Below are 24,247 nucleotides of genomic sequence, written 5' to 3'. Positions count from 1 at the left end.
ATTTCCGTCTTTCTAGCTTGATACCATGCAGCGTTAGCATGTTCAAATGCGGTAATTTGTAAAAATAAACGGTAGACTTGCCACCTTTTTACGTAATATATTGAGCTTGTTTACTACAGTGGATTTATCGATATTACTCAACAAGTTCTTCGTCACCATATCGGCTAATAAAAGCCTCTTTGGCCATAACACTTGTTAAGGTAAAGGGTGTTGATTTTTTGCTAAACTACTGAGTTTTTTAGCATATATTTTAAGTTGATTAATTTTTTATTCAACAATATGTCACTGTCTTTGCAAGCGAGTGACAATTTATCATCAAGTTGTTCAATAATGCTGCTAGTACGCTGAGCGTGAATCGCGGTATCAAATAAAGATTATAATCGGTTAATAGTGATGTTCGCGATAAAACTTTCACTCATAAACTTTCAGCCATAAAAAAGCGCTCCAAAATATACTCATTGAATGGAAACAATAGCACTAGGTATGTTTTGAAACTATTGCTTTTACATCAAGGCTAAAGCAATAGTTTCTTGTTATATGATAATAATAAACACAACCATATAAAAAGCCAGTATAAGTGTATATCTAATAACTGACTGCTTAAAAACTACACGTTGTGTTGGCTTATTGTCGTAGTGTTCTTAATTTAGGCGCTTTTGTTTTGCTTGTTGAGCGAAATGGATTAATGTCTAAGCCGCCTCTGCGGGTATATCGAGCAAAAACTGTTAGGTGTTCAATCTGACAAAAACGCTTGAGATCACAAAAAATTCGCTCAACACATTGTTCATGAAATTCATTATGTTGGCGAAACGAAATTAAATATTTTAATAAGGTTTTATGACAAATTTGTTGACCGCTATATTCAATATAAACACTCGCCCAGTCAGGTTGATTAGTGATTAAGCAATTTGACTTTAATAAATGGCAAACTAAATATTCAGTCACAACATCTGCTTGGTCATGGTTGATACTTTTTAGTATTTGTGGAGCAAGTTGGTAATGACTCACTTCAATGTCTAACTCATCTATACATAATGCGCTATCAAGGGCTATAGCGAGTGCAGGGCAGTTATTGACAGGAAAAAGTTTTACTTCTGCACTGGCGCCAGCGGTAGCGGATAAGTCTTTTATTAATGCAGACTCTACACTTTGCCACGAGGAGAATCTAGTCTGATTAAAACTGTTTAAATACAGCTTAAAAGACTTTGACTCTACAATGTTTGGGCTGGTACATGGAAAACTAAATTCAGCCACCGCAACAACGGGCTTACCCTTGTCATTTAACCATGACAGCTCATAGCCATACCAAACATCTTCACCTTTAAACGGCAGCTTGTTTGTTGTTAAACCTAAACTGTCTCTATTTAAGCTCCTAGGTACCGCTTGTAGTAATTCTGGGGTATATTGGCTGCAATAGCTTGTTACTTTTCCAAGCGTTAACTTGCTTAACGCTTTTGCGTTTGTATAAGTGCTCATTTTTGCGTAACTTCTTCTCTGATTGTAACAAGGTTGAAATCTTTCTCTATTTTATAGGAATTAACTGCTAGATGAAAATATCAAATCACTCTCTTAATGAACTCGTATGGCAATTTTCTCAAGATTACTTACAGGCATACCAAGATAGGTTTCAACATTTACCTATTACCCAGAAAGATGAAGACTGGTCATCGCCTTGTGAGCAGGGTGTGCATGAAGAAGATTTTTCTTTATGGCAGCCAATAAAAATGGCACAAGTGCTAACGTTTGATAATGTTGAAGCGGCTTTGGAAGTCAAACTTCATGCTGACATTAAAGACTATTTTACCACTATCTATAGTGACAGCTTAGACGCCAGTTGTGTAGAAGGAGACTTGTCATTGTTATTTGTATGGAGCGAAAAAGACTTTGCGCGTCTACAAGAAAATATTATTGGCCATATTTTAATGAAAACAAAATTAAAACAAAAGCTAACGATATTTTTTGCGCTGACTGATGATGACGACCATATTATTTCATTAGACAATGACACAGGCTCAGTGTGGGTGGAAAAAGTGGGCCGTGAGCCACATAAAAAAATAGCAGAGACACTGGCTGAATTTATGTCACAACTTACGCCTCGGATACCGCCAACCAGTATTGAAAATGCTCAGTAAGCGATAAATTACTCAAACATTATAATGACTTTTTGGCCGTGCTGAGCATAAAGTCAGCTATTTTTTTGCTGGTCTAACAATTGTTTTAGCTGTTGCTTTAATTCAGTTATATCTCGCTGCAGTGGCGCTAAAGCATTTGCTATCAGTAAACTTATTTCTGTGTTGTTAGGTTTTGCTTCAGTTGAGGTTTTGGTGGTGATTTCTTGATTTTGAGCCTGTATAAATTTTGGCTCGTGGTGCCAGTTTTTTAAAGCCGAAATTATTTTTGGCAAAGGTACGGCTTGATTCAGCTGACTTTTAATCAGTGCCACACTGGGCACTTTACCTTCATTGGCTAGCTTGTTGGCGATGATGGAAATTTCATCAGATATAGTCATAACGCATAACTCAGGTGTTAAAGAAGCAATATTTTAGCGAAAAACACTAACGCTGTCTCGCTTTGTTTTTAGTTTTTTTATTTATATTCAATACAATCAGTTGGTTATGAAAGTGGTTTAGTATTTGCAATTAGCCTTATCAAACCCATTACTTTTGATAAGAGAAAAATAAAATGAAACAAACGTTATTAGCACTCATTGTTATTGCGCCATTAACCTTGACTTTAACCGGTTGCGTTATTGCCGTTGGCGGCGAAGATGGTCACTCTATTTCTGGCGATTTTGACGATAGAGAATATCAAAATAGAAAAAAAATCGCCGGTATACAATTAAACACCACGTTTGCTGATGTTTCTCGTGTAATGGGCGTAGCTGATTTTAATGAAACTTATTTCGATGACGGCAAAACGGTTAATGTAGTTTATTTTCGTACACATCGTTTGCACAAAGATGGCTTAACAACGAAAGATGAGTGTACAAAGTTAGTTTTTGTTAACGATGAATTAACTGCCATAGAGTAAGGGTGATAATCAGTGGTGTGTTGATCGGGCTTATACCAATCTCACTCATTATCTGATCATTTTTACTGGTTAAAATAATCCACTACTGCGTTATTTATTTAATAATTAGCACAACTAGTGATTAAAATAAATGCCTTATATTTGGCCATTTTCCCTGCGTATAAAGTAGACCACCTAATTAATGAAATTGGTATGAGTATCTTAAAGGCATGAGAAAAGGGTGATATCAATTGATATCGCCCTTTTTAGTTTTACAAACGTAACATTTTCAGCATCGACTAACTATGTTATTAACGACCCGCTGGGAATAAACAGCGGGGATAAATTAGTTATGCCGCTTTGCTCTGTTTTGATGTGTTCTGCTACCCCTGTTTTTTTGGCTGCGAGTTACCTTGGCGTTTGAGCGCTTATGCACGCTTTTTTCACTTGTTGAAGTTGGGTGGTTTTGGTAAGTTTTTTTAGGTTTTTTTACAGCTTTAAGATAACTTTTCTCAGTACGGGCTCTATTAGTGATGCCTTGATCATTTTGGCTATAACTGTCTTTTTTTATATATTTTTTAACCTCATTATTCCTATTCCTATTCATATTTACCTGCGGCTTAGCTGTTTCGATTTTATCGTTATAGGGTTTTTTACTGCCCTTAGTTTGTTGCCAAGGCTTATTTTTATAGGCTTTTTGTTGAGTTAATGAATTTTTCTTAAGCGGATGCTTGTCAATTTTCAGCGCTCGATTAACCTGCAGCTTATGCTTCAGGCTTTGGTTTTGGTTTTTACTGTGGGTATATTTATTTCCGGTATGTTCAGTAAGGCGTTTATTTTTATTCACAAAAGACTTTTGTTTTGTACGCAAAGCCTTATGCTTTTGCACATTAGGTGTGTGACTGCGATATTTCTTCTGTATGTTGGATGTGCGATACGCTACGCCTTTTCTATGGCGAGGGTTATGCTGCCAAGGTTTTGATTGATAACTGGTAGACGATTTTTTATTACTATGGTGTTTGTAATATCGAGACTTGTGATGATTAACAACCACATGACGATTACTCCAGTGCACGGCACCAAAAAATAGTCCAACAGTCAGGTGGACAGGGTTATGCCAATAATAGGGGCCATGATTCGAAGCATAGTGCACAGGGTGGTGCCAAAAAATGGGCGGATAATGTGACCAGCGCCAATCGCCATAAACGACTCGAGTATCGTAATAAGGCACATAAATAATATCAGGTTGTCTTGACTCTATGATGATTGTTTGGCTTTCTCGAACAACCTTGACGTTACTCATATTTTCAAGGTTACCTGCTTGATCTGCTTGTTGGCGTAATCTTTGTAAACTGGCAAGCACCTGTGCTTCATCTTGTAAAAAAGCATCACCTAAATTAGTCATCCAATGTAAATCTTCACTTAATTTTTTAAGTATGTTTGGAAAAGGTAATAGGGCTTTAACGCTAGGATCCCAATCTTTGTCTTCTGCGGCATCAGCAAGTGCTTGAGTACTTAGCCGGTTATTTTTATTTAACCATCGCTCGGCGTCAACAACTTCAATAGGATAGGTTGTGGCAATAAGAATGTGGCTAAGCAAAGCGTCTGGATATAATGCGATGGGCGCTAGCATTTGTGCTAACTCAGCATCAGTAAAGTGACTGGCTTGGTCTGTTAAGCTAGGTTCAATGTTTGACTCATCGAAAGTTACACTGGTGTTGTCAGCGGCAAAACCTAGGGGTGAAAACACCAAGGCGCTTGATAAAAATAGCATTAAATAAATCAGTGAGTTTTTAAAGTTAATTTTTTGCATCTTGCTACTCCTTAATACGTATGATTAAAAAGCCGCCTATTCACACTAGCTATTTACATAGCCTAACGGTAAATAGTTAGTGTAAAACAGCTGAAGTGGCTTTTTAAGCTTTTTAAGTTATGCTAGCAATATTAACTGCTGTAAACTGAACGTTAGCTGAATCGAGTACTTATCAGGTGAGTTAAATTTTATAGTGGGAAATTAAGTGTAAACTTGGCACCTTTTAGTCGCGCTGACGACTCAATGCATATGCTACCTTGGTAACTATTGACTAAATCTCGCACTATCGCCAAACCAATGCCATGACCATGCTGATAAGTGTCGGCTCGAGTACCACGTTGTAATATCTCTTCTCTTAAGTCGGGCGCTATGCCAGCCCCGTCATCTTCAATAATGATCATCATGTTTTTGCTACTGTGACTGATCTCAAGTTGTATTTCTTGCTTAGCGGCTTTGCAGGCGTTATCTAATAAGTTACCTAGTATTTCTAATAGGTCGGCTTCATCACCTTTAAAGTTGCATTCATCGGTAATATTGACCACAAATAATAAGGATTTATCGCGGTATATTTTTTCTAAACTTTTGATTAATTTTTTCGCTATTGGTGCTACCGCTGTACCCAAGTACCAGGAGGATTGGCCAGCGCTTTGTGCTTTGCGTAACTGATATTCAATGATGGCATTAATAATATTGAGCTGCTCTTGAGTTAGTGGCGATAACGCGGCTTGAGTTTGCATAACAGCCAGGGGTGTTTTTAAACTATGAGCGAGATCTGATAAGGCATTACGATAGCGCTGGCGCTGTTTTTGTTCGGCATTTAATAATAAATTCAATTGCTCAGTCACTTGATGTAGCTCGGTTGGGTAAGTGCCGATAAGACGCTCACTTTTGCCTTGTTCGACATCACTGAGCTCTGTTTGTAAGGTTTTTAACGGCTTTAACGTCCATAACGACCAAAGGTATTGAATCAATAAAAGTACTAGCATTAAACCGGCTAACCCTAGCATTAATTGGCGATGAAATTCGGCCATCATCTGAGTTAAGTCGTTTTGTTGTTTAATAATATGTAGGGTCATGGGCAAAGGTTGTTGTTCACTGCCATAACTGACACTTAAGCTATAAACAAAGTGTGGCTGCGCTGCTATCTGAGCTTGATAAAATGCACTTTCTCCTAAGTGAGGTTGTTGAAAGTTTTCTGCCGGCCATGGCGACAGTAATGACTGAGAACTCCAAAGCTTTTCAGGTGAGCTGGGTAGTTGATGCGCCGTATTTTCTTGCATGGTTGCTGAGCTACTAGTGAGCACCGCATATAAGCCTGACTGGCTAACATTAAATTGCGTTTCCAATAACTGCTCAGGCATCAGCAAGCTGTTATTTTCAACTTCAATAATGGCTAAAATTGAGTAGGAATAAGCAGAGAGTTCATTTTTTAAACTAGCAAGCATATGTTTTTCATAGGCATTACTGATAATTAACCCAACAATGGGCAATAAGATGAAAATCATTAATAAGGCACTAAGCAGCACTCTGGTTTTTAATGATTTAAGTGACTTTTTTAGCGAATTTAACAACTAAATTTACCTTTTGTAAAATAAAAGCCCAATGCCATGTTCGTTTGATTAACCAGAGGTTAGATGTGTTAAGTCTTTTAATAAATAGCCTTGGCCACGTAAGGTTTCAATAAATTGGTATTGGTTTTCAGGGTCAAGTTTCTTTCGTAGGCGGCGGATAAAAACTTCTATCACGTTGGAGTCCAAGTCAAAGTCTTGATCATAAATATGTTCGGTGAGCTGTGTTTTTGATTTGACTTCACCTAAATGGTGCATCAAGTATTCAAATAATTTGTATTCATAACTACTGAGCGAAATAGCCTGTTGATTAACGCTAACCTGCCTACTTGCGGTGTTAATCGCAAACGGGCCATTTGCGATTAACGGACTTGCTTGACCCGCACTGCGTCGAATTAAGGCATTTAACCGTGCTAACAGTTCTTCAATATGAAAAGGTTTAGTTAAATAATCATCAGCGCCAGCGTCTAATCCAGCGACTTTATCTTGCCAACTACCACGCGCCGTGAGTATTAATATAGGAAAGCTAAAACCTTGTTCGCGCAAAGATTTAACAACGCTCACTCCGTCAATTTTTGGTAAGCCTAAATCAATAATAGCCGCATCATACGGAAACTCTTGGCCTTGAAATAAACCATGCTCACCATCACTTGCCACATCGACACAGTATTTTACCGTGATTAAATGATCTTTCACGTGTTGTTGCAGATTTTTATCGTCTTCGATGAGCAAAATTCGCATTAATTAGTTTCCTGATACATGGCCTGATTGTGCGTCAACGTTAACTGAAATTACATGACCGTTGTCTTTAAGTAACTTTACCCGGTAGCTTGGATTTTTTTTAGAACCATTGTTATTAACTTTTAATATTTTACCGCCAAATTTGTTTTGAACAATTCGGGCCGCTTGTTGAGGGCTAAGTGATTTAGCACTGTTAGATTGACCATAGTTTGCTTTTACAATCATCAAGCTATTAGGCGTAGCCTCAATACTAGCAAACACTGGGGCTGCTATTAATGACGTTACTACGCTTAAGATAAATAATTGTTTTTTCATTGTGAAACCTTATTAAAACGACTTGATCAAAACGAGATTGTCAAACAGTGTAAAATAATGATGGATAGAATCCAAGTAGGGGTTATTTTAAAATAACTAAACTGAATGCTTTCTGAATATAAGCTTACTGTTTTATTCGTCTGCATCTCATGGTGTTTAATGACGGTAGTATTTAAAAGTTAAAAACAGTGTTCAGCTAGGGTTCAGAATACCTCAGGTTAAATGACAGCCATACTTTATCAAGGCTATCATTATGTTTAATAAAATTTTTTATAAACTGTTTAACAAACGACTTAATAAGCTATTTAATCAGAAATTTACTATCAAGTTAACAGCAACATTGTTGTTGGTCAGCCAAGTGTCTGTTGCACAAACGCAGCTAGACGTTGAACAGGCAAGTCGCTCTGTTAGCGGATTAAAAAATAATGTCTTCGAGCGTGAAAAAACTAACCTTAACCCTAAAGAGCAAGTCAAGATTTCCCAGAGAACCTTAGCATTTAAGGGCATGAGTCGACCTGAGGTAAGCTATGCCCGCCAGCAAAAAGCAACATCAAATTTACTCACCTCATCGCTCAGTCAAAATGTTGAATATGATGCCGGCTCCTATCATAGCTTTGTAATTTACAGTGGTTACAGTGAGCTTATTGTGGATATTGATGAAGACGGCTATTATCAGCGCTTTAGCGTCACATTCGATGCCGATATATTATCGTCAATGGCGAATGAACAAGCCGTTGTTTATGCTGATTTATACCTGAGTCAAAACGGTGGGCCTTGGGTTTTGTACTTTTCTAGTGATGACTTTGTTATTACTGGCGAAGATAGTGAAGATGAGTTTGAAGTAGTTACTCAGTTAGACTCGGGTTATGTAGCAGATCATTATGATGTGCTAATTGATTTATATGAAGTGGGCTTTAGTCCTGTGGTGGCGACTTACAGTGCCAACAATACTAATGCGCTTTATGCACTGCCATTAGAAAGTAGCGACTATGATCCTGAGTATATAGCGGTTGAATACTACGATGAACACTCAGGGGGCAGCAGTTGGTTATTGTTCGGCGCATTATTGGCCTTAGTTTACCGCTATTGTTTAGTTAAATTCGATGATATTAAAAAATAAATTAAACTGACAAGGTTATGTTATTTCGCAGTAATAAAGCGACTATTAGCGAAAATAGCGTGGCTTGTCGCTTATGTATAGTAATAAAGTTTGACCTGATTTCTAATATCCTGATATGGTTGAGAGATAAAAAAACAATAAAAATCGTACTATTTATGAGGGACTCTAGATGTCACCAGAAGTCATTGAAAAAACCAATGTCGATATAAAAGCTGCATACCTTTCGGCTGAAGATTTAAAATTAGCCGCATCATTATTATACCAAGCGTATCATGACGACCCGGTGTTTCTTGAAATATTCTCTGCGGATAAAAGCGATTATGAACAACGCTTACGGGCAGCGATACGCGAAGAACTGAATGTTTTTTGGCAAGCAAAGCAGCCAATGATCGGTTTGTATTTAGGTGAAACCATGGTGGGCGTTGCCTGCTTAAATAACCCTGAAGAAGGTGTGTCATCTGAGCGATTTTGGCATTGGCGCTTGAAAATGATGCTTGGTGCCGGTTATTTTAGTACCAAACAAATGATTGAAAAAGAAAATATTGTTTTAGCGACAGTACCGTTGAAAAAATTTCACATGTTGTCTTTTATTGCTATACATCCATTACATCAACACCATGGCTTTGGTCATTATTTAATGGCAGCGGTAAATACCATTTTAGCAGAGCACAAAGACAGTGAAGGCGTTGCTGTTTACGCTACCAGTAAAAAATATAAAGCATTTTTTAAAGACGTAAACTATCAGTTCATTAAAGAAGTTGCTGTCGGTAATGTCTCTGGTTCTTTGATGGTTTATTATCGAGAAGCAGCGGAAAGTTAATGCTTAAGCATTTAGCTGTCAATTTTATATAAGTAAAGTGATACAACCAAAAGCTTTACTTTAGCTCGCTAGCTAAATCATCAACTCGTCACAAGGGTTATGGTTTTCATTGATTATGGGCGACTGGCATTTAGTTATTGGCTGTGATGCTATAGTGACGTTAGCATTAACTAACTAAAAGGTTTGCTCATAACATTTCTAGTAGGTTTTTTGTATAAACCGTTATCACTTCTAACTTAACTCCCAACGAGCAAGCCAAGAAAGCGTCACCTTTGGTGTTATCGATTTTGGCAATACTTTTACATAGAGACTCTTACCTAGAGGCTTTTATATAAACGCTCCCACATAGAGACTCCAATATAGACGCTCCCACCTAAATCTGAGTTACTAAGGTGACACACACGCAGTTGCCGAGAATAAACGCTTTTGGCTCTGGTAACCAACTTTCTGTTACTTTCACCCTATATTGTGCTGCCTTAAATTATGTCTGGTAGCGAACCCTTTCTCAGCTTGCACAAGTCTGCATCTTAAAATGCAAGGGGCACAATACTAGTAGTTTGTTTTTCGTACACCTGAATGCGCTAACTCAATGTAAGACATGTCTCACATTACTGTAAGATATAATACTTTTGATAGGCATGTAAATATTTTTATTTATTTTAAGTTATTGTTCTTATAGGTTTATTTTTTATTTTTCAATGCTGTGATTGATTTTTTGATGTTTTTTTTAAATCACCTACTTTGAAAAGCTAGCATTTAGTCTACTATTATACCTGTCAGGAAGACAAAGGGATTACGAATAACGGTAATGGTTTACCACTAGGATGCTTAGATTAGCAAAGAGATAGGATGTCTCACAAGGATAGATTGAATAGTTGTCACGGAATAATCATCAGGAAGATGAATATAGACAATTGATGTAACTAGGATAGTTATTATTAAGGATAATAGGATGTAACTAGGATAGTTACTATTAAGGACAATATGATGTAACTAGGATAGTTATTATTAAGGACAATATGGACAGCAAAAGGTTTGCTAGGAAAGGCTAGGGATAGCTCTTTATGGATGAAGAGGGAACATTATATATTTATGCAGGATGCATATAAGCTAGTTATAGAAATGCGGTTCATTGAACCGCTTTTTTTTCGTCTAAAATTCACTCAACGTACTAATGCCAGTCTAATTTAAAGCCAATCTAACAAGCAATTTTGTTAAAGCTTATTTTAAACAAGGCCATTAAACCCCTCTTTAAATCCAATCATCAATTAATTCAATGCTGGTTTTTTTATTTTTAGGTCAAATTAATATTCAATTAAATTGGCATAAAAAGACGATTTCCCTAACCTCGCTTGACTACCTTTTAATGAGAAACTGTAACCGCAGAGTAAAAATTTGTTTTTAAAAGCGATATTTTTAATTAACGCTTTGGTGTCTAATGGCGAAAAATAGGCATAATACTTGTTATCTATTGTGCTGACACTATAGGTTCTGATCACTTCTTCTTTCGTAAACTCGATGCTTTTACAACTTTTATCACCTGCAGCAGTGCCTAGGGACCAAACGTTAAGGTTATCTTTAACACTAGCTTGCCACTGGATGACAATAGCGTTATCAGCAGCGATCATGATAGAGAAGTTGTCTGGCAATGTTATTTGATGTTGAAATTCTTTTGTTGTTTTTTGAATTTCACTTGTGTGTTCCACAGGATTATCAGCCGGTGTTGGCTGAGTAAATAGCATTGATATAATGAATGCTAGTACTAATAAAAAGCTAATCAAGGCTATAGTGAGTTGGCTATTTTTTTTGCTAAAAAGCGCTAAGCGAATTGACTCAGCAAGTTCGACTTTATCTTGCGAACTATCACTGAAGTGATTGGCATGGGTGGTTGAAGAGGTATTTTGATTGTTATCTGCAAGTGGCGAATAATCATTTTTATTATCCGAAGATTGATTGATATTGACACTATTCATAGTAGGTTCAATACGTTGGCTGTTACGAGAGTTAGTTTTTTTTAGTTGTTGAAAATCAGATAAATTAACTGGACCATTATAACCAAGTATATAGCGTCTTTGACTTTTACTTGGGTAAGTTAAAAGTACTACCATCATAAGTAAAGGTATTAATAGCAACCAATAGCTGCTGTTGTAGCCAGTAAAAACAATGAAAAAACCTGTTACCAAAAAACTGCCCGCAGGCGCTAGAATCCAAGTGTTATGTAGGTGCGCATCATTGAGTCGGCGCCGAGTAGCCGCTAAGTATGTTGATGAACATAATAACAGTATAAAAATGGCGCTGAATTTATGATCACTCAAGCTTTCATTCAGTATGATAAAAGCAAGAAAACATGTAAGACTAATAAAGATAAAACGTTGTCGGTTATCAAAACCGTGCCAGCAAAATAGCGACTTAATAAGTTGCAAAAGACCTCCAAAAATAAGTTAGCTATATGGCGGTATACGCTAACTTGAAAATTACTAAAATAAAACTCAATGAGAGTTATCAAGGGTAACTAATTTAGCCTGCGAAGTCAGTTTATCTGAGATATTTGTTTGTGCATTTGTAGTCATTTATCAAACTAATAAAAATAAAAGTTTATCTAGCTATTTAGCACAGCAATTAAAGTAGACTCCGTACTGTTAAGTAGGCACAGAGCTAGGGAGACGATTAAGTACAGAGAAAAAATAGTGTTGTATTTATAGAATTAATCAATTTATTGCTCAGAGAGTATTAGGTTATATATTTAGGTTAATATGGATACTTTGCAGGACGTTTAGGTTATTCATGGAGTGAACAGACCCTTTTAGAATGATATGTTAAGGGCATAATTAGCGAAATCAAAAAAAAGCGACTTAAGGTCGCTTTTCCTTTACCTGCTTATTTATTCAGCGTTGTGTTAGTTAACTCGGTAAGGGGGCGTGTCGATATTGTCAAGTTTGTAACCGCGTAATATCATTGTGCCATGGTATGTAGATTCACCATCACCACTAAATTCAAAATCAAAATGACTTAACCAATGTGGTCCTAAGCGTTTAGAGAACCTAAATCGACTCGATAAACGCGCTATCGCTATAAATTGCAAATTTTCATCTTTACAATATTTATCAACATGGGAGCGAGCATACTCAGATACTTTTCGTAAATACACAAAATACCAAAAGAGTAAGCCAATAAAAAGTAGATAGTAAATGTTTTCCATGAGAATGCCTATGGTTTAAAAAGCGTGCCAATGGCTTGGGCCAAATCAGGGCTGCGTTTTGGTGAACGAATGGCTTGCAATAGTACGGGGCGTATCGTCGGTATTGCAACTAAATCTTTAAATATTGCTGAAAATAAGGCCTTGTTTTTATCTTTTATTAAATGCTCTAAGTAGGCGGAAAGCATGTTTTCCGTACTTAATATTGGCCATAAACGACCCGCAATAATAATCAGTATATCTTCGTCTAACCTTTGATTAGTGATTAAGTTACTCAGCAGGTTTTGACTATAAGTGTGCTCAGTACTCGATGCAAGTGCACGTAACAATGCAATGGTAATGACTGTATTGTTACTGGTTTGTGCTTGTTGAAAACGTAGTGTTATTTGCTCAATAACGTCAACAGGTAAGCTAACGTTTTCAAGTGCAGAAGATAAGGGAACAAGTACTTGTTCAGGCAAGTAACTTAAAGCGTTGGTTAAAACCTCACTGTTGTTAGCTTCGTTGAGTCGAAAGGCAAAGTCAGATAAACCTTGTACCCCAAGGTCTTGCCAAGCTTCCCATCCGTTGACACCCGATAAGTAACGTTGTGCAGGTGCATAAAACTTGCTGGCCGCTTGTTTAAGCGACGTTGACAAAACACTATTTATCGCGGCTAATTTATACTGGGCCGGTGTAAAGTGATAAGGATTTTTCTTCAGTAACGCTTCTTGTTGCTCGGTTGGATTTACCGTAAGGTTTTCACCTAAGGCTTCAACAATAATGGCAATAAAATGATTCCTAGCTCCTTGATTTAATAGGCCTCGTTCATCTAACGGTAGTTTGACAAACCATAAGTAAGGGCTAGTAGATTGCTTTTGCCAAAATGCAATGGCAAGCATTGCATGACCTTGAATTGGAAAGGGGTAAGGCAGTTGAGCTGCTTCAATTTGTTCAAATTGCTCTATTGATATTTTATCTACTCGACGACCGATGTCGTAAATACAATATTGAGAATCTGATAAGTTCAGTAATGCTGAAATTGAAGAAATAGTGTCCGAAGTTATACTCATAGAATCTACTGTCGCTATTAAAAGTTTGATAAGTGGCTAGGTGTTGTTATGGCTCAACATTATAGAGATAACGCTGCTTTAACTCCACCGTTAATCTTTATCCTGTGATTTTAGTTAACGGCAATGATTATTATCTTCTATCTATAAAATTTATACTGCACAATTTCTATTTAGCACTTAAAGTAGCACTGCTGTGACGTTAATAGATCCAGCACTAAATTTGAGAAGGTAAAAATCTATTTTTGACCGCTAAATTGGCTAAGTACTATTTTTATCGAACGATTAATAACAACAATACAACAATACAACAATACAACAATAACGAATATTGACCATTTGGCCTGTGAGGTATTAACCAGATTATTTTGAGCAATAAAAGTTAATATCAGAGAGAAAAATAAATTAACATGACAATTAAAAATGCGGGTACGGTAATTGTTGAAAAACCACTATTGAAAATTTTATATCAAGATGAATATCTTGTGGCTGTTGATAAACCCCCAGGGCTTTTTGTCCACCGAAGCTTTATGGACAAAGATGAAATTTACTTTGCTTTACAACTTATTCGTGATCAAATTGGCCAATATGTTTACCCATTACATCGGCTTGATAGACCCACATCAGGTGTGTTGTTATTTGCCTTAACCCAGGATGTAGCTCGCTTAATGGGGCAAGCGTTTAGCGAGAGGAAGATAAAAAAAACTTATTTTGCCTTAACGCGGGGACATTTGCTAAATGAAGGGGTTATTGATCACCCATTAAAAGAAAAGCTTGATGATTTAGGAGATAAAAATGTTAGCCGTGCTAAAGAAGCGCAAAGTGCAGAAACATTTTACAAGTCAGTCGCTATTGCGTCATTGCCGGTGCCCTTAGGTAATTATGCAAGCGTGCGATATTCGTTAATTAAATGTCAACCTCATACGGGACGCCGTCACCAAATTCGTCGACATCTCGCTCATTTACGCCACCCTATCATTGGTGATATAAATTATGGTGACAATAAGCAAAATCCATTTTTTGGTGAACACTTTGGTTTTAAACGTTTAATGTTAATGGCTAAACAGGTGGAGTTTATTCACCCCGTAACAGGGCTAGAAATGTTAATTGAAGCTGAGTTTGATGAACAATGGCAGCAGATATTTAATGTCTTTAAATGGTAATACTCGGCTTTTACAGTCGTGGTGTATTATTTGTCTCAATCTAACGAATCACGGGGCTGTTAATTTACATCCTCATTTTTTGTTGCAGGATTTAACCTAACTACGTTAGCTTGATACCCACTACCTTAAATGATAGTGGGTATCAGCCTATATATTCTATGGCGTTAACGCTTGCATAACAATATAGAAAGCTAAGGTGCTCTGAATTTACACACCTGCTTAGATCTTGCTATTAGCAGTTATTAAACTTTTCTTATATTTTAAATCGTTCTACTAAGCTATCTAAGTTCATTGCCATTGCGGTTAACGATTCACTTGAAGAGGCTATGCGGGTTGATATTTGTGCACTATTTTCTGTACTATCACTAATCGCATGCACATGAGTATTAATTTCACCAACGACCGCGGCTTGCTCTTCTGTTGCCGTGGCGACCTGAGTGTTTAAATCTGAAATTTGTTGAATATTTGCAACAATTTCATTGAGTGCTTCTGTGGTCTGCTGAGCATCAGTTACCCCAATTTCGGCAGTCTCTTTACTTTCTCTTATACCCTCTACCGCTCGCTTAGATTCCGTCTGTAACAGGTTGATCATTTTATTAATTTCATCTGTTGCCTCGCTGGTGCGCTTCGCCAAGTTGCGTACTTCATCAGCGACAACAGCAAAACCACGACCCTGTTCGCCAGCTCGAGCTGCCTCAATAGCGGCATTTAAGGCCAGCAAGTTTGTTTGCTCTGAAATGCCACGAATAACATCAAGAACACTACCAATTGCATTGCTCTTTTCGGCTAACGACGCAATGGTAGTCGATACTGACTCCATCTTCTGAGCCATCTGGTCAATATTTTCAGTGGAATCTTTAACAACAATTTGCGCATGCTTAGCTTGAGTTGTTGCTTCATTTGTCGAGTCTGCTGCATGGGCGGCATTTTCGGCAATTTCGCTGATGGTTGAACCCATTTGACTAATGGCTGTTGCAACTTGCGTTGCAATATCACGCTGACTTTCGGCATCTAATCTTGATTGTTCTGCATCTTGAGAAACTTTAATAGCGGCTTGGCGAACACTTTTCGATGTGGTGGACACATCATTAACCACAGCATGTATTTTATTGATAAAGGTATTAAAACCATGAGCTAAACGCGATACCTCATCACTACCGCTTTCACTTAGTCGGTAACTAAGATCGCCTTCTCCATCACCTAATTCACTGAATACTCGTGCAAGATCGTTAATAGGTTTGGTTAAACTTTTTGCTAAGATGATACTGATAAAGATAAACACAACAACAATAATACCAAACCATATAAGCATGTAATTTCGAGATTCGTTCAATGCTAAGTAAAGCTCAGCTTTTGGAACTTCTGCAACCACATACCAGCCAAGGCTTGAGATATAGCTAGTCGCAATAATTAAATTTTCGGTTTCTTGGAAGGCAAATTCTTTTTGGGATAAAAGAATTTGAGCGTTTATATTACTGTAAAGATCAGTGAGTTTTGTTTTGTCACTTTTTTCCTTATCTTTATGAATTTTCACTAACCCTGAATCATTCACAAGATAAACAAAGCCAGACTCTTCAATTTTAAAGCTATTTAAATAACTCACCATGTCATTAAATGACTTTGACAATCCGGATATACCTCTTCCGTTCAGCTGCTGATAGTTGATAAACACATCGACATTACCATTAGGGTATTCGTAGGTACTTGCGGACTCTTCTTTGTTTCCATTGGTGAACGCAAAAAACCAACCATCAATATTGTCATCTTTAAGTACACGAAGAAAACCATCTTGGTTCCAATATTTAGCTGTTTTACGATCGGCAAAAGATGCATTACTCAAGTTGTTATCTTTAGCTATTTTATCTAACATTTTTATAACGTTAGTATCATTGTCTGCACTCGCACCAGACTTTATCCAATCAAGCAAAAAGGGGTTTGTTGCAATGGATTTTGTCAGCACTTTCATTTCTGAAATCTCTCCATCCACAGCATTGCGAACGCGCAGCAAAAGGTTAGGTAAGTCGGAATGCTGCAGTCGAGAAATAAGTAGCTCTTTAGCTTTTGAGTGACCGACAAATCCGACAATGCTAGTAGATATGACGACAGCCATTAACATGGCAATCACCAGTTTAGATCGGATAGAAAGGGTGGTGAAAAATCTCATTAAAGAGTTCCTATGGGTAAGTTTTCTGTAGACTTTGCTGTTACGGCGATTTGACAATAAAACTCTGTTATAACGGGGGTATAACAAGTGTTCGCTATAAATTTTTTCTAGTTTAACATATGCTTGTATTCTCACCATTAAAAAAACAATCATTCAGCTATAAATTCGGCATGAGCTGATACTGATTTTATCTAATTAGCACCAGCAAAAATCTATTATTTTTTGTCTGCCGCTAATTAGGCTGATTAACTGCCTACAAGCCGCTAGGCATTAACAGAGAGCAGTTTAATAGATAGGTTACTTAATGGCGTTTTTATCTCTATTTGTAGCAGTAAATTATGATGTTTTTATTGATAATAAAGTTTACTTAGCTTGATGATTGCAAAGGTGATAGTGGTAAGCGTTATAGTGGCAAAGCTTAGGGCAATTATAAATTTGACTAAGTTAGATTATTTGACCTTCTTGCTTGATATTATAGTGCTTTGACTTGTTGATGAACTTTCGATTTAAAGCGCTTTTTAAGCATTGGGTTTATGGTGCTGAGCAGAAATGTAGAAAATTTATTTAGTCAATCTAGATGAGAAGCAAGGTGTTAACAAACAGGGTTTTATTTAAGAGGTGATAATATTTTCATGAAACTTGTGCAGTGTACTTAACAACACTACACAAGTTAAGGTTAACAGTTAAAGCAGAAAATTACTCTTCAGATACCGAGCGAAGTAGGGCATTAATACCTACTTTAGCACGTGTTTTTGCATCAACTTTTTTAACGATTATCGCTGCATATAAGCTATAGGTACCACATTTAGAGGGAAGGTTACCTGGCACAACAACTGAACCTGCTGGTACTCGACCGTAATGCACTTCACCAGTTTCTCGGTCATAAATACGCGTACTTTGACCGATATAAACGCCCATTGAAATTACGGCACCTTCTTCAACCACAACGCCTTCAACAATTTCTGAACGAGCGCCAATAAAGCAATTGTCTTCAATGATGGTTGGTCCGGCTTGTAGCGGTTCAAGTACGCCGCCAATGCCAACGCCACCTGATAGATGCACGTTTTTACCAATTTGTGCACAAGAGCCAACCGTTGCCCAAGCGTCTACCATACAGCCTTCATCTACATAGGCACCAATGTTAACGAAACTTGGCATTACCACAACATTTTTACCAATAAAACTACCGGTACGCACTGACGCACCCGGTACAACTCTGACACCATCAGCAACAAAATCGGCATGGCTATAATCAGTATATTTCATCGGCACTTTGTCGAAAAATGTGCTTTCTGCGCCGTCGATAACTTCGTTATCCCAAATTCTAAATGAGAGTAACACAGCTTTTTTAAGCCACTGGTGTACAACCCATTCACCCGAAATTTTTTCTGCAACGCGCGCTGAGCCATTGTTTAATGCCGCTAATGCATCTAATACCGCTTGTTTTACTTCAGTAGAGACAGTGGCAGGCGTAATGTTCATACGCTCTTCAAACGCTTGTTCAATAATTGTTTGTAATGCTAACATCAAAAATTCCTAAGATTAATTTGCTAAAGTTTATCGGTGACTATCAGCGCAAAGCATCGCTTCTAATACGTTTTTTTGCTCTGTGGTTAGTATTTTATTGTCATTATTTGAAATGGTAAAAACATCCTCAGCTTTTTCGCCGAATGTGGTGATTTTAGCTGAATGTATTTGTATGTTACATTTTTGAAAAATAGTAGCAATATTAGCCAATAAACCGGGATGATCTAAAGCCACTATATCTAATATCGTCCGGTTTTTTGCTGTACCGTCGATAAAACTGACATGTGTTGGTACTTTAAATTGGCGAAAGCGTTTCGCTAAAGGCTTAGGCTTGATACGGATTTCTTTTGACGCTAATTTAACGCTTAACGAACGCGCTATGGTCAGGGCTCTAGCACTATCATTAATGGCTTTATTACGGTTATCTAAGACCACAAAGGTGTTAGCAGTGAAGCCAGACTTATTAGTAGTTATTTTTGCATCATGTATGGACAGTTTTTTTGCGCCAAGTAATGAAACAATATTGAAAAATATATTAGGTTTATCCTTTGTATAAACAAATACTTCTGTGCCACCACGATAAGGTTTTGGACTAATAATGACCAAGGGCTTAACTTTGTTGTGCGACAAAATATGCTTAGAGTGCCAAGCAATTTGTTCAGGAGAATAACGTAAAAAGTAGTCGGCTTTAAACTCTTTCCATAATTGTTTTAAGCGCTCTTGATCAAGTGATTCTACTTTTAAAATTTCAATAGCTTGTTGTTGATTTTCTCTAATTTTTGCTCTTAAATCAACTGGCTTTTCAAGACCACGTCTAAAGGCTCGTTTAGTACTATAATATAAATCTTCCAGTAGATTAGCTTTCCAACTATTCCATAAACTTTCGTTGGTGGCACGCATGTCAGCGACAGTTAAACAGTATAAGTAGTCTAAGTGAGCTTCGTCTCGTACAATCGTGCCAAAAGTTTTAATGACTTCAGGGTCAGAAATATCTCTGCGCTGAGCGGTAACTGACATTAATAAATGTTTTTCTACTAGCCAAGCGATCATTCGACCGTCGTGATCACCTAATTTATGGATTTTAGCAAAATTTAACGCGTCAATCGCGCCAAGTTTTGCATGATCACCACCACGACCTTTAGCAATATCATGAAATATACCGGCAAGATATAATAGCTCAGGTTTACGAACACGTTGAACAATTTTGCTGCACAAAGGGTATTCATTATTATGTTTTACTTGGCTAAAACGGTACAAGTTTTTTAATAAACGATAACTGTGCTCGTCGACAGAATAGGCATGAAATAAATCAAACTGCATTTGGCCAACAATATTTCGCCATAGCGGTAAGTAAGCACCAATAATAGAATGGCGGTGCATAAGTGTAAACGCTAGGCCTAAACCGCGAGGGTGTTTAATTAACGCGATAAAGATTTCCCGGCAGCGAGCATAGTCAATCATACCTGATACTAATCGCCGGCGCGCATTACGCATTAAGCGTAAAGTCTCTGGATGTAAGTCAGTAATCTCTTTATGTTGGGCAATCAGTAAAAACATTTCCATGATCATGGTTGAACGGGTAAAAACTCGTTTATCACAGACCTTGATTTGACCATCAATAATGACAAAGTCATCATTAAGCACTATTTTCTTACTGTGTTTTTTTTCGTTTAATATCGCGTATTCAAAATGCTGCAATAGCATTCTATTTAACTCTGAAACACGCGATATAATACGGAAAAATCGTTTCATCATCCGTTCGATAGCAAGCTTGCCACCATCGCCAAAACCCATTAACTCAGCAACATCAGCCTGGTAGTCAAACAGTAAGCGGTTTTCATTACGTCCAGCGATAAAGTGCAATGCACAGCGCATGCGCCATAAATAATCTTGACACTCAAGCAGTTCAAAAAATTCATTAGTGGTGAGGTAGTTATGGTCAATCAATTGCTCAAGCGTATCTGCCATAAAATGACGTTTGGCGACCCAGCCAATAGTTTGAATGTCGCGTAAACCACCAGGGTTAGCTTTCAAGTTAGGTTCGAGGGTATAAGATGCGCCATGGTATTGTTGATGACGTTGATACTGTTCATTACGCTTGGCAAGAAAAAACTTTTCAGAGGTCCAAAAGATGTCTTCAATCAACAAGGGTTGTAATTGAGACACTAAGGCATTATTACCGCAAATTTGTCGCAATTCCATCAAGTTTGTCGCGATGGTAACATCGTCAATTGCTTGATTTAGACATTCTTTTATGTTGCGAACGCTATGGCCTATATCAAGTTTTACATCCCAAAGTTGGGTAATAAAAGCGGATATTTTTTCGGCTAAGTCATCGGCTACGACATTTTGGGTAATTAATAAAATATCAACATCTGAATAGGGATGAAGCTCTTTGCGACCATAACCGCCAACAGCAACCAAACTGATTTGAAATTCATCCAAATGGTGCTGACACCAAAGTTTGGTTAAAATCAGATCAACATAAAAAGCTCTAGCAGCAACAAGCGAGGTAACTTCACTAATGGGAAACTGCTCTTTTTGCCACTGAAGAAATTCATTACTCAGTAAACATATTTGTGAACTATTTAATGAAGGGGCACTAACGGAGAGAGCCTCAATGTACTTATCTGGAATTAATGATGATGTATTCAACAATTAGCTCTCATATTTAGCTCTCATATTTTTTATTAATATTGCCATTAGCTTTTAATTTATAATATTACTAATGGTTACTGAGTTATTAACCATTTAACCATTTAACGATTTAATTATGTAATATTCGGGCAATGGTGTCATCTTTGCGTAAGGTTAATATTTCGCAACCCGTTTTGGTCACTACAAGGGTGTGTTCCCATTGTGCTGATTTTTTACCATCTAAGGTATATACCGTCCATTTATCTTCTTTGTCGAGCAAGGTATTAGCACGACCTAAATTGATCATAGGTTCGATGGTAAAGCACATGCCTTCTTGCATCTTTTCGTTGTCATTATTTTTATAATGAACAATTTGCGGTTCTTCATGGAATTCTGTGCCTATACCATGGCCACAATATTCTTTGACTATCGAATAACGCCCCGATTTTTTGATGAATTTTTGAATAGCCGTGCCTATTTCACCAAAGGTATTGCCGGGCTTAACTTTTTTAATGCCGATATAAAGTGCTTCTTGGGTAATACGACAAAGACGATTATCTTCAGCAGACGTTTCACCAATTAAAAACATTTTACTGGTGTCACCGTGGTAGCCATCTTTTATTACGGTAATATCAATGTTGAGTATATCGCCATCAACTAAAGGCGTGTCATTGGGAATGCCGTGGCAAACCACGTGGTTAACTGAAGTACAAATGGACTTTGGAAAATGATGGTAATTTAAAGGTGCCGAAATGGCATTTTGTACTTTGTCAGTAAATTCAGCACATAAGGTATTAAGCTGGTCGGTTGTTACGCCAGCCTGAACGTGAGGTTCGATCATTTCCAATACATCTGCAGCAAGTTTTCCCGCAATTTTCATTTTTTGAATTTCTTGCTGATCTTTAATCGTTATTGTCATAAAACCTCAAACGTGATTCTGTAAATAATGTGAATAGGATAAATTAATTAGCTACTTAGACTGTTTATTGAAATAAACAGTCTTGCAAAAAACTGTATTGCAATAAAATTAGGTCGTAGGTAAATAATAATTATGGGTGATTTTACCTGCTTTTGTTACTTATTCCCAATCGTAAAACGCTAGAGTGAATAATTAAATAACAAATAGCAGATGTTTGCTAGGTATAGCGTGTAAATATTAACGATGGAAAAAAGTACTGTGCAGCAGTAAAAATAATTTTAGCGTTCTTTTTTCTACATATTGAACGATGTTTATTGGGCTATTTTTATAGGGTAATACCCTTTAAAAAATAGTGATGACAACGCGAAGTTGTCATCACTTAGCATTAAGATAAATTCTCTAATTCAATGTTAACGGCTTCTATTATGGCTTCAGGATTCTCTAAATAAAGGTTGTGATTTAACAATACCAAACTCTCATTGCATGCTAGTAACATCGCTGGAATGGCTTGTGTGCCAATAATTTCCTGCACTTCAATAATATCATGAATAGCAAATTCAGCATCTTTGGTTAGCTTGTTAGATTGCAGGCACTTTGCCGGTGGTGACAGCTTGAGTTCGTCAATAATATCACTAACGCTTTCTTGGTCAGTCAATTCATTACCCAAAACAAAATGTGCATGCTGCAATTTCGTCAACAATTCAAAGGCAGACTTTGCTGATTTGTTTTGCACCCAGGCCATTAAGTTAGCGGCTAAAGTTGAGTCTTTTGTGTAATTGAGTGTATCAAGGTAGTTAGCACCAAACACTACTTGACTAAATTCGCCTACATCAGCAAGGGTAGTGGCTGATACTTTGTTGTCGCCATCGTAATAACCTATGTGCATAGCTCTAAGCGTAATGTTTGGAAAAGCACTTAACACTTTTTCAACTAATACTGCAGAGGCATAGCTCCAAGGACAATGACTATCATAAATATAAAAAAGTTCTGCATTTGGTGTGTTCAATGACATAAGTTAACGAGCCTGATAAAAAAGTGGCCTAATTTTAACTTGCTGGTATTAAAGATCCTAGCCCTTAGTAAAATAAAATATTATTAAGCTTAATTTCAAGTTAAAAACTAGTTAATTGCTCTTGAATATGTTATAAAGTGCGCCGTTAAATTGTTTGTCTGAGTCGTCGATGATGCTTGTCTAAATCTTCGCTGATTTTTTCAAATATATTTAGCACTAAAAAGGGTATTGAAAAAATTCAGTACATTAAAACTAAACTCACATACATCTAGCAAAGATATACCGGGGTGCTCAGCGAATTTACAATAAGTAAAACGCAATAAGGGTCGTGTATATTGGATGTATGAACGCTTAACCCCACAAAGGAAAAAACATGCCAAACGTTTCTATGCGCGATATGCTTAAAGCAGGTGTTCATTTCGGTCACAAAACCCGTTATTGGAACCCAAAAATGAAATCATACATTTTTGGTGCTCGTGATAAAGTTCATATCATCAACCTTGAACAAACTGTACCAATGTTCAACGACGCTCTTGCTGTATTAAGCAATGTTTCTTCGAAGAAAGGTAAAGTTTTATTTGTTGGTACTAAACGCGCAGCAAGCGATGCTATAAAAGATGCAGCGATAAAATGTGATCAATTTTACGTAAATCACCGTTGGTTAGGTGGTATGTTGACTAACTGGAAAACAGTACGTCAATCAATCAAACGTTTAAAAGATCTTGAAGCTCAAAGTTCTGACGGTACATTTGAAGCACTTACTAAAAAAGAAGCTTTAATGCGTACTCGTGAAATGGAAAAACTTGAGAAAAGCCTTGGTGGTATCAAAAACATGGGTGGTTTACCTGATGTTTTATTTATTATTGATGCGGATCATGAGCACATTTCTATTAAAGAAGCTAACAACTTAGGCATTCCAGTAATTTCTGTTGTTGATACAAACTCAAATCCAGATGGCGTTGACTACATCGTTCCAGGTAACGATGATGCGATTCGCGCTGTGACCTTATACTTAGATTCTGCAGCTAACGCTGTACTTTCAGGTCGCGAGCAAAACATCGCAGTACAAGCTGAAAAAGACGGTTTTGTTGAAACTGAATAAATTCAGTTTTAAGTAACGTTTTATGCTGTTATTACCACAACAATTTTGGTTGTTGTGGTAATTACTGATAACTTTTTATATTGAGGAAAATT

At 37.1% G+C, this 24,247-nt stretch carries 20 protein-coding genes; 6 read left to right on the top strand and 14 right to left on the bottom strand.

Annotated elements, in window-relative coordinates; translation table 11 throughout:
• Positions 1-624: 624 nt before the first annotated feature.
• Positions 625-1,476, bottom strand: coding sequence for an NADPH-dependent 7-cyano-7-deazaguanine reductase QueF (queF, locus tag H4J65_RS10995; RefSeq protein WP_182198180.1), 852 nt, complete (start codon positions 1,474-1,476; stop codon positions 625-627).
• Positions 1,477-1,547: 71 nt separating this feature from the next.
• Between queF and syd the strand changes: the two genes are divergently transcribed.
• The gene (gene syd, locus H4J65_RS10990) at positions 1,548-2,132 is read left to right on the top strand and encodes a SecY-interacting protein (RefSeq protein WP_182198179.1); all 585 of its coding nucleotides are present in this window, start codon (positions 1,548-1,550) and stop codon (positions 2,130-2,132) included.
• A gap of 53 nt (positions 2,133-2,185) precedes the next feature.
• Here the strand turns inward: syd and H4J65_RS10985 are convergent, their stop codons facing one another.
• Positions 2,186-2,509 (bottom strand): hypothetical protein, encoded by a 324-nt coding sequence (locus H4J65_RS10985; protein WP_182198178.1) that lies wholly within the window; start codon positions 2,507-2,509, stop codon positions 2,186-2,188.
• 173 nt (positions 2,510-2,682) lie between these two features.
• Here H4J65_RS10985 and H4J65_RS10980 point away from each other — a divergent pair, with 173 nt between their 5' ends.
• Positions 2,683-3,030 (top strand): DUF3192 domain-containing protein, encoded by a 348-nt coding sequence (locus tag H4J65_RS10980; RefSeq protein WP_182137621.1) that lies wholly within the window; start codon positions 2,683-2,685, stop codon positions 3,028-3,030.
• Between the two features lie 325 nt (positions 3,031-3,355).
• Here the strand turns inward: H4J65_RS10980 and H4J65_RS10975 are convergent, their stop codons facing one another.
• The 4 genes from H4J65_RS10975 to H4J65_RS10960 form a co-directional block, all read right to left on the bottom strand.
• A complete protein-coding gene (locus H4J65_RS10975) occupies positions 3,356-4,822 on the bottom strand; it encodes a DUF3300 domain-containing protein (protein WP_259364549.1) in 1,467 nt (488 codons plus the stop codon).
• 188 nt (positions 4,823-5,010) lie between these two features.
• Positions 5,011-6,393: an ATP-binding protein gene (locus H4J65_RS10970; protein WP_259367588.1), complete on the bottom strand. Its 1,383-nt coding sequence runs from the start codon at positions 6,391-6,393 to the stop codon at positions 5,011-5,013.
• 48 nt (positions 6,394-6,441) lie between these two features.
• The gene (locus H4J65_RS10965) at positions 6,442-7,131 is read right to left on the bottom strand and encodes a response regulator transcription factor (RefSeq protein WP_182198177.1); all 690 of its coding nucleotides are present in this window, start codon (positions 7,129-7,131) and stop codon (positions 6,442-6,444) included.
• A gap of 3 nt (positions 7,132-7,134) precedes the next feature.
• Complete coding sequence (locus tag H4J65_RS10960) at positions 7,135-7,446, bottom strand: PepSY domain-containing protein (RefSeq protein ID WP_182198176.1); 312 nt, start codon at positions 7,444-7,446, stop codon at positions 7,135-7,137.
• Positions 7,447-7,699: 253 nt separating this feature from the next.
• Between H4J65_RS10960 and H4J65_RS10955 the strand changes: the two genes are divergently transcribed.
• A complete protein-coding gene (locus H4J65_RS10955) occupies positions 7,700-8,566 on the top strand; it encodes a choice-of-anchor H family protein (RefSeq protein ID WP_182198175.1) in 867 nt (288 codons plus the stop codon).
• Positions 8,567-8,735: 169 nt separating this feature from the next.
• Positions 8,736-9,386 carry a GNAT family N-acetyltransferase gene (locus tag H4J65_RS10950; protein WP_182137625.1) on the top strand — a complete coding sequence of 217 codons (651 nt, stop codon included), beginning with the start codon at positions 8,736-8,738 and terminating at the stop codon, positions 9,384-9,386.
• A gap of 1,304 nt (positions 9,387-10,690) precedes the next feature.
• Here the strand turns inward: H4J65_RS10950 and H4J65_RS10945 are convergent.
• The 3 genes from H4J65_RS10945 to H4J65_RS10935 form a co-directional block, all read right to left on the bottom strand.
• Positions 10,691-11,701 carry a hypothetical protein gene (locus H4J65_RS10945; protein ID WP_182198174.1) on the bottom strand — a complete coding sequence of 337 codons (1,011 nt, stop codon included), beginning with the start codon at positions 11,699-11,701 and terminating at the stop codon, positions 10,691-10,693.
• A gap of 581 nt (positions 11,702-12,282) precedes the next feature.
• Entirely contained in the window at positions 12,283-12,585 is a 303-nt protein-coding gene (locus H4J65_RS10940) for a DUF3301 domain-containing protein (protein WP_182137627.1), read from the bottom strand.
• 8 nt (positions 12,586-12,593) lie between these two features.
• Complete coding sequence (locus H4J65_RS10935; protein ID WP_182198173.1) at positions 12,594-13,634, bottom strand: DUF3549 family protein; 1,041 nt, start codon at positions 13,632-13,634, stop codon at positions 12,594-12,596.
• 407 nt (positions 13,635-14,041) lie between these two features.
• On the opposite strand from H4J65_RS10935, the gene truC reads away from it, so the two are divergent.
• On the top strand, positions 14,042-14,794 hold the full coding sequence (gene truC, locus H4J65_RS10930; RefSeq protein ID WP_182198172.1) for a tRNA pseudouridine(65) synthase TruC: 753 nt from the start codon (positions 14,042-14,044) through the stop codon (positions 14,792-14,794).
• Positions 14,795-15,047: 253 nt separating this feature from the next.
• Here truC and H4J65_RS10925 read toward each other — a convergent pair whose 3' ends face one another.
• The 5 genes from H4J65_RS10925 to H4J65_RS10905 form a co-directional block, all read right to left on the bottom strand.
• On the bottom strand, positions 15,048-16,958 hold the full coding sequence (locus tag H4J65_RS10925; RefSeq protein WP_182198171.1) for a methyl-accepting chemotaxis protein: 1,911 nt from the start codon (positions 16,956-16,958) through the stop codon (positions 15,048-15,050).
• 696 nt (positions 16,959-17,654) lie between these two features.
• Positions 17,655-18,485: a 2,3,4,5-tetrahydropyridine-2,6-dicarboxylate N-succinyltransferase gene (dapD, locus tag H4J65_RS10920; protein WP_182198170.1), complete on the bottom strand. Its 831-nt coding sequence runs from the start codon at positions 18,483-18,485 to the stop codon at positions 17,655-17,657.
• Between the two features lie 30 nt (positions 18,486-18,515).
• Positions 18,516-21,140 carry a [protein-PII] uridylyltransferase gene (gene glnD, locus H4J65_RS10915; protein WP_259363351.1) on the bottom strand — a complete coding sequence of 875 codons (2,625 nt, stop codon included), beginning with the start codon at positions 21,138-21,140 and terminating at the stop codon, positions 18,516-18,518.
• Between the two features lie 112 nt (positions 21,141-21,252).
• A complete protein-coding gene (gene map, locus H4J65_RS10910; protein WP_182198169.1) occupies positions 21,253-22,041 on the bottom strand; it encodes a type I methionyl aminopeptidase in 789 nt (262 codons plus the stop codon).
• 385 nt (positions 22,042-22,426) lie between these two features.
• Positions 22,427-23,053, bottom strand: a complete 627-nt coding sequence (locus H4J65_RS10905) for a hypothetical protein (RefSeq protein WP_182198168.1) — start codon at positions 23,051-23,053, stop codon at positions 22,427-22,429.
• A 373-nt stretch (positions 23,054-23,426) separates the two neighbouring features.
• On the opposite strand from H4J65_RS10905, the gene rpsB reads away from it, so the two are divergent.
• Entirely contained in the window at positions 23,427-24,155 is a 729-nt protein-coding gene (gene rpsB, locus H4J65_RS10900; protein WP_182137637.1) for a 30S ribosomal protein S2, read from the top strand.
• Positions 24,156-24,247: the final 92 nt, after the last annotated feature.

The organism is Colwellia sp. MB02u-9 (genome assembly GCF_014077085.1).
Lineage (GTDB): Bacteria > Pseudomonadota > Gammaproteobacteria > Enterobacterales > Alteromonadaceae > Cognaticolwellia.
Note: the sequence above shows the minus strand (reverse complement) of the source record. Positions and strands in the feature narration are given on the sequence as shown.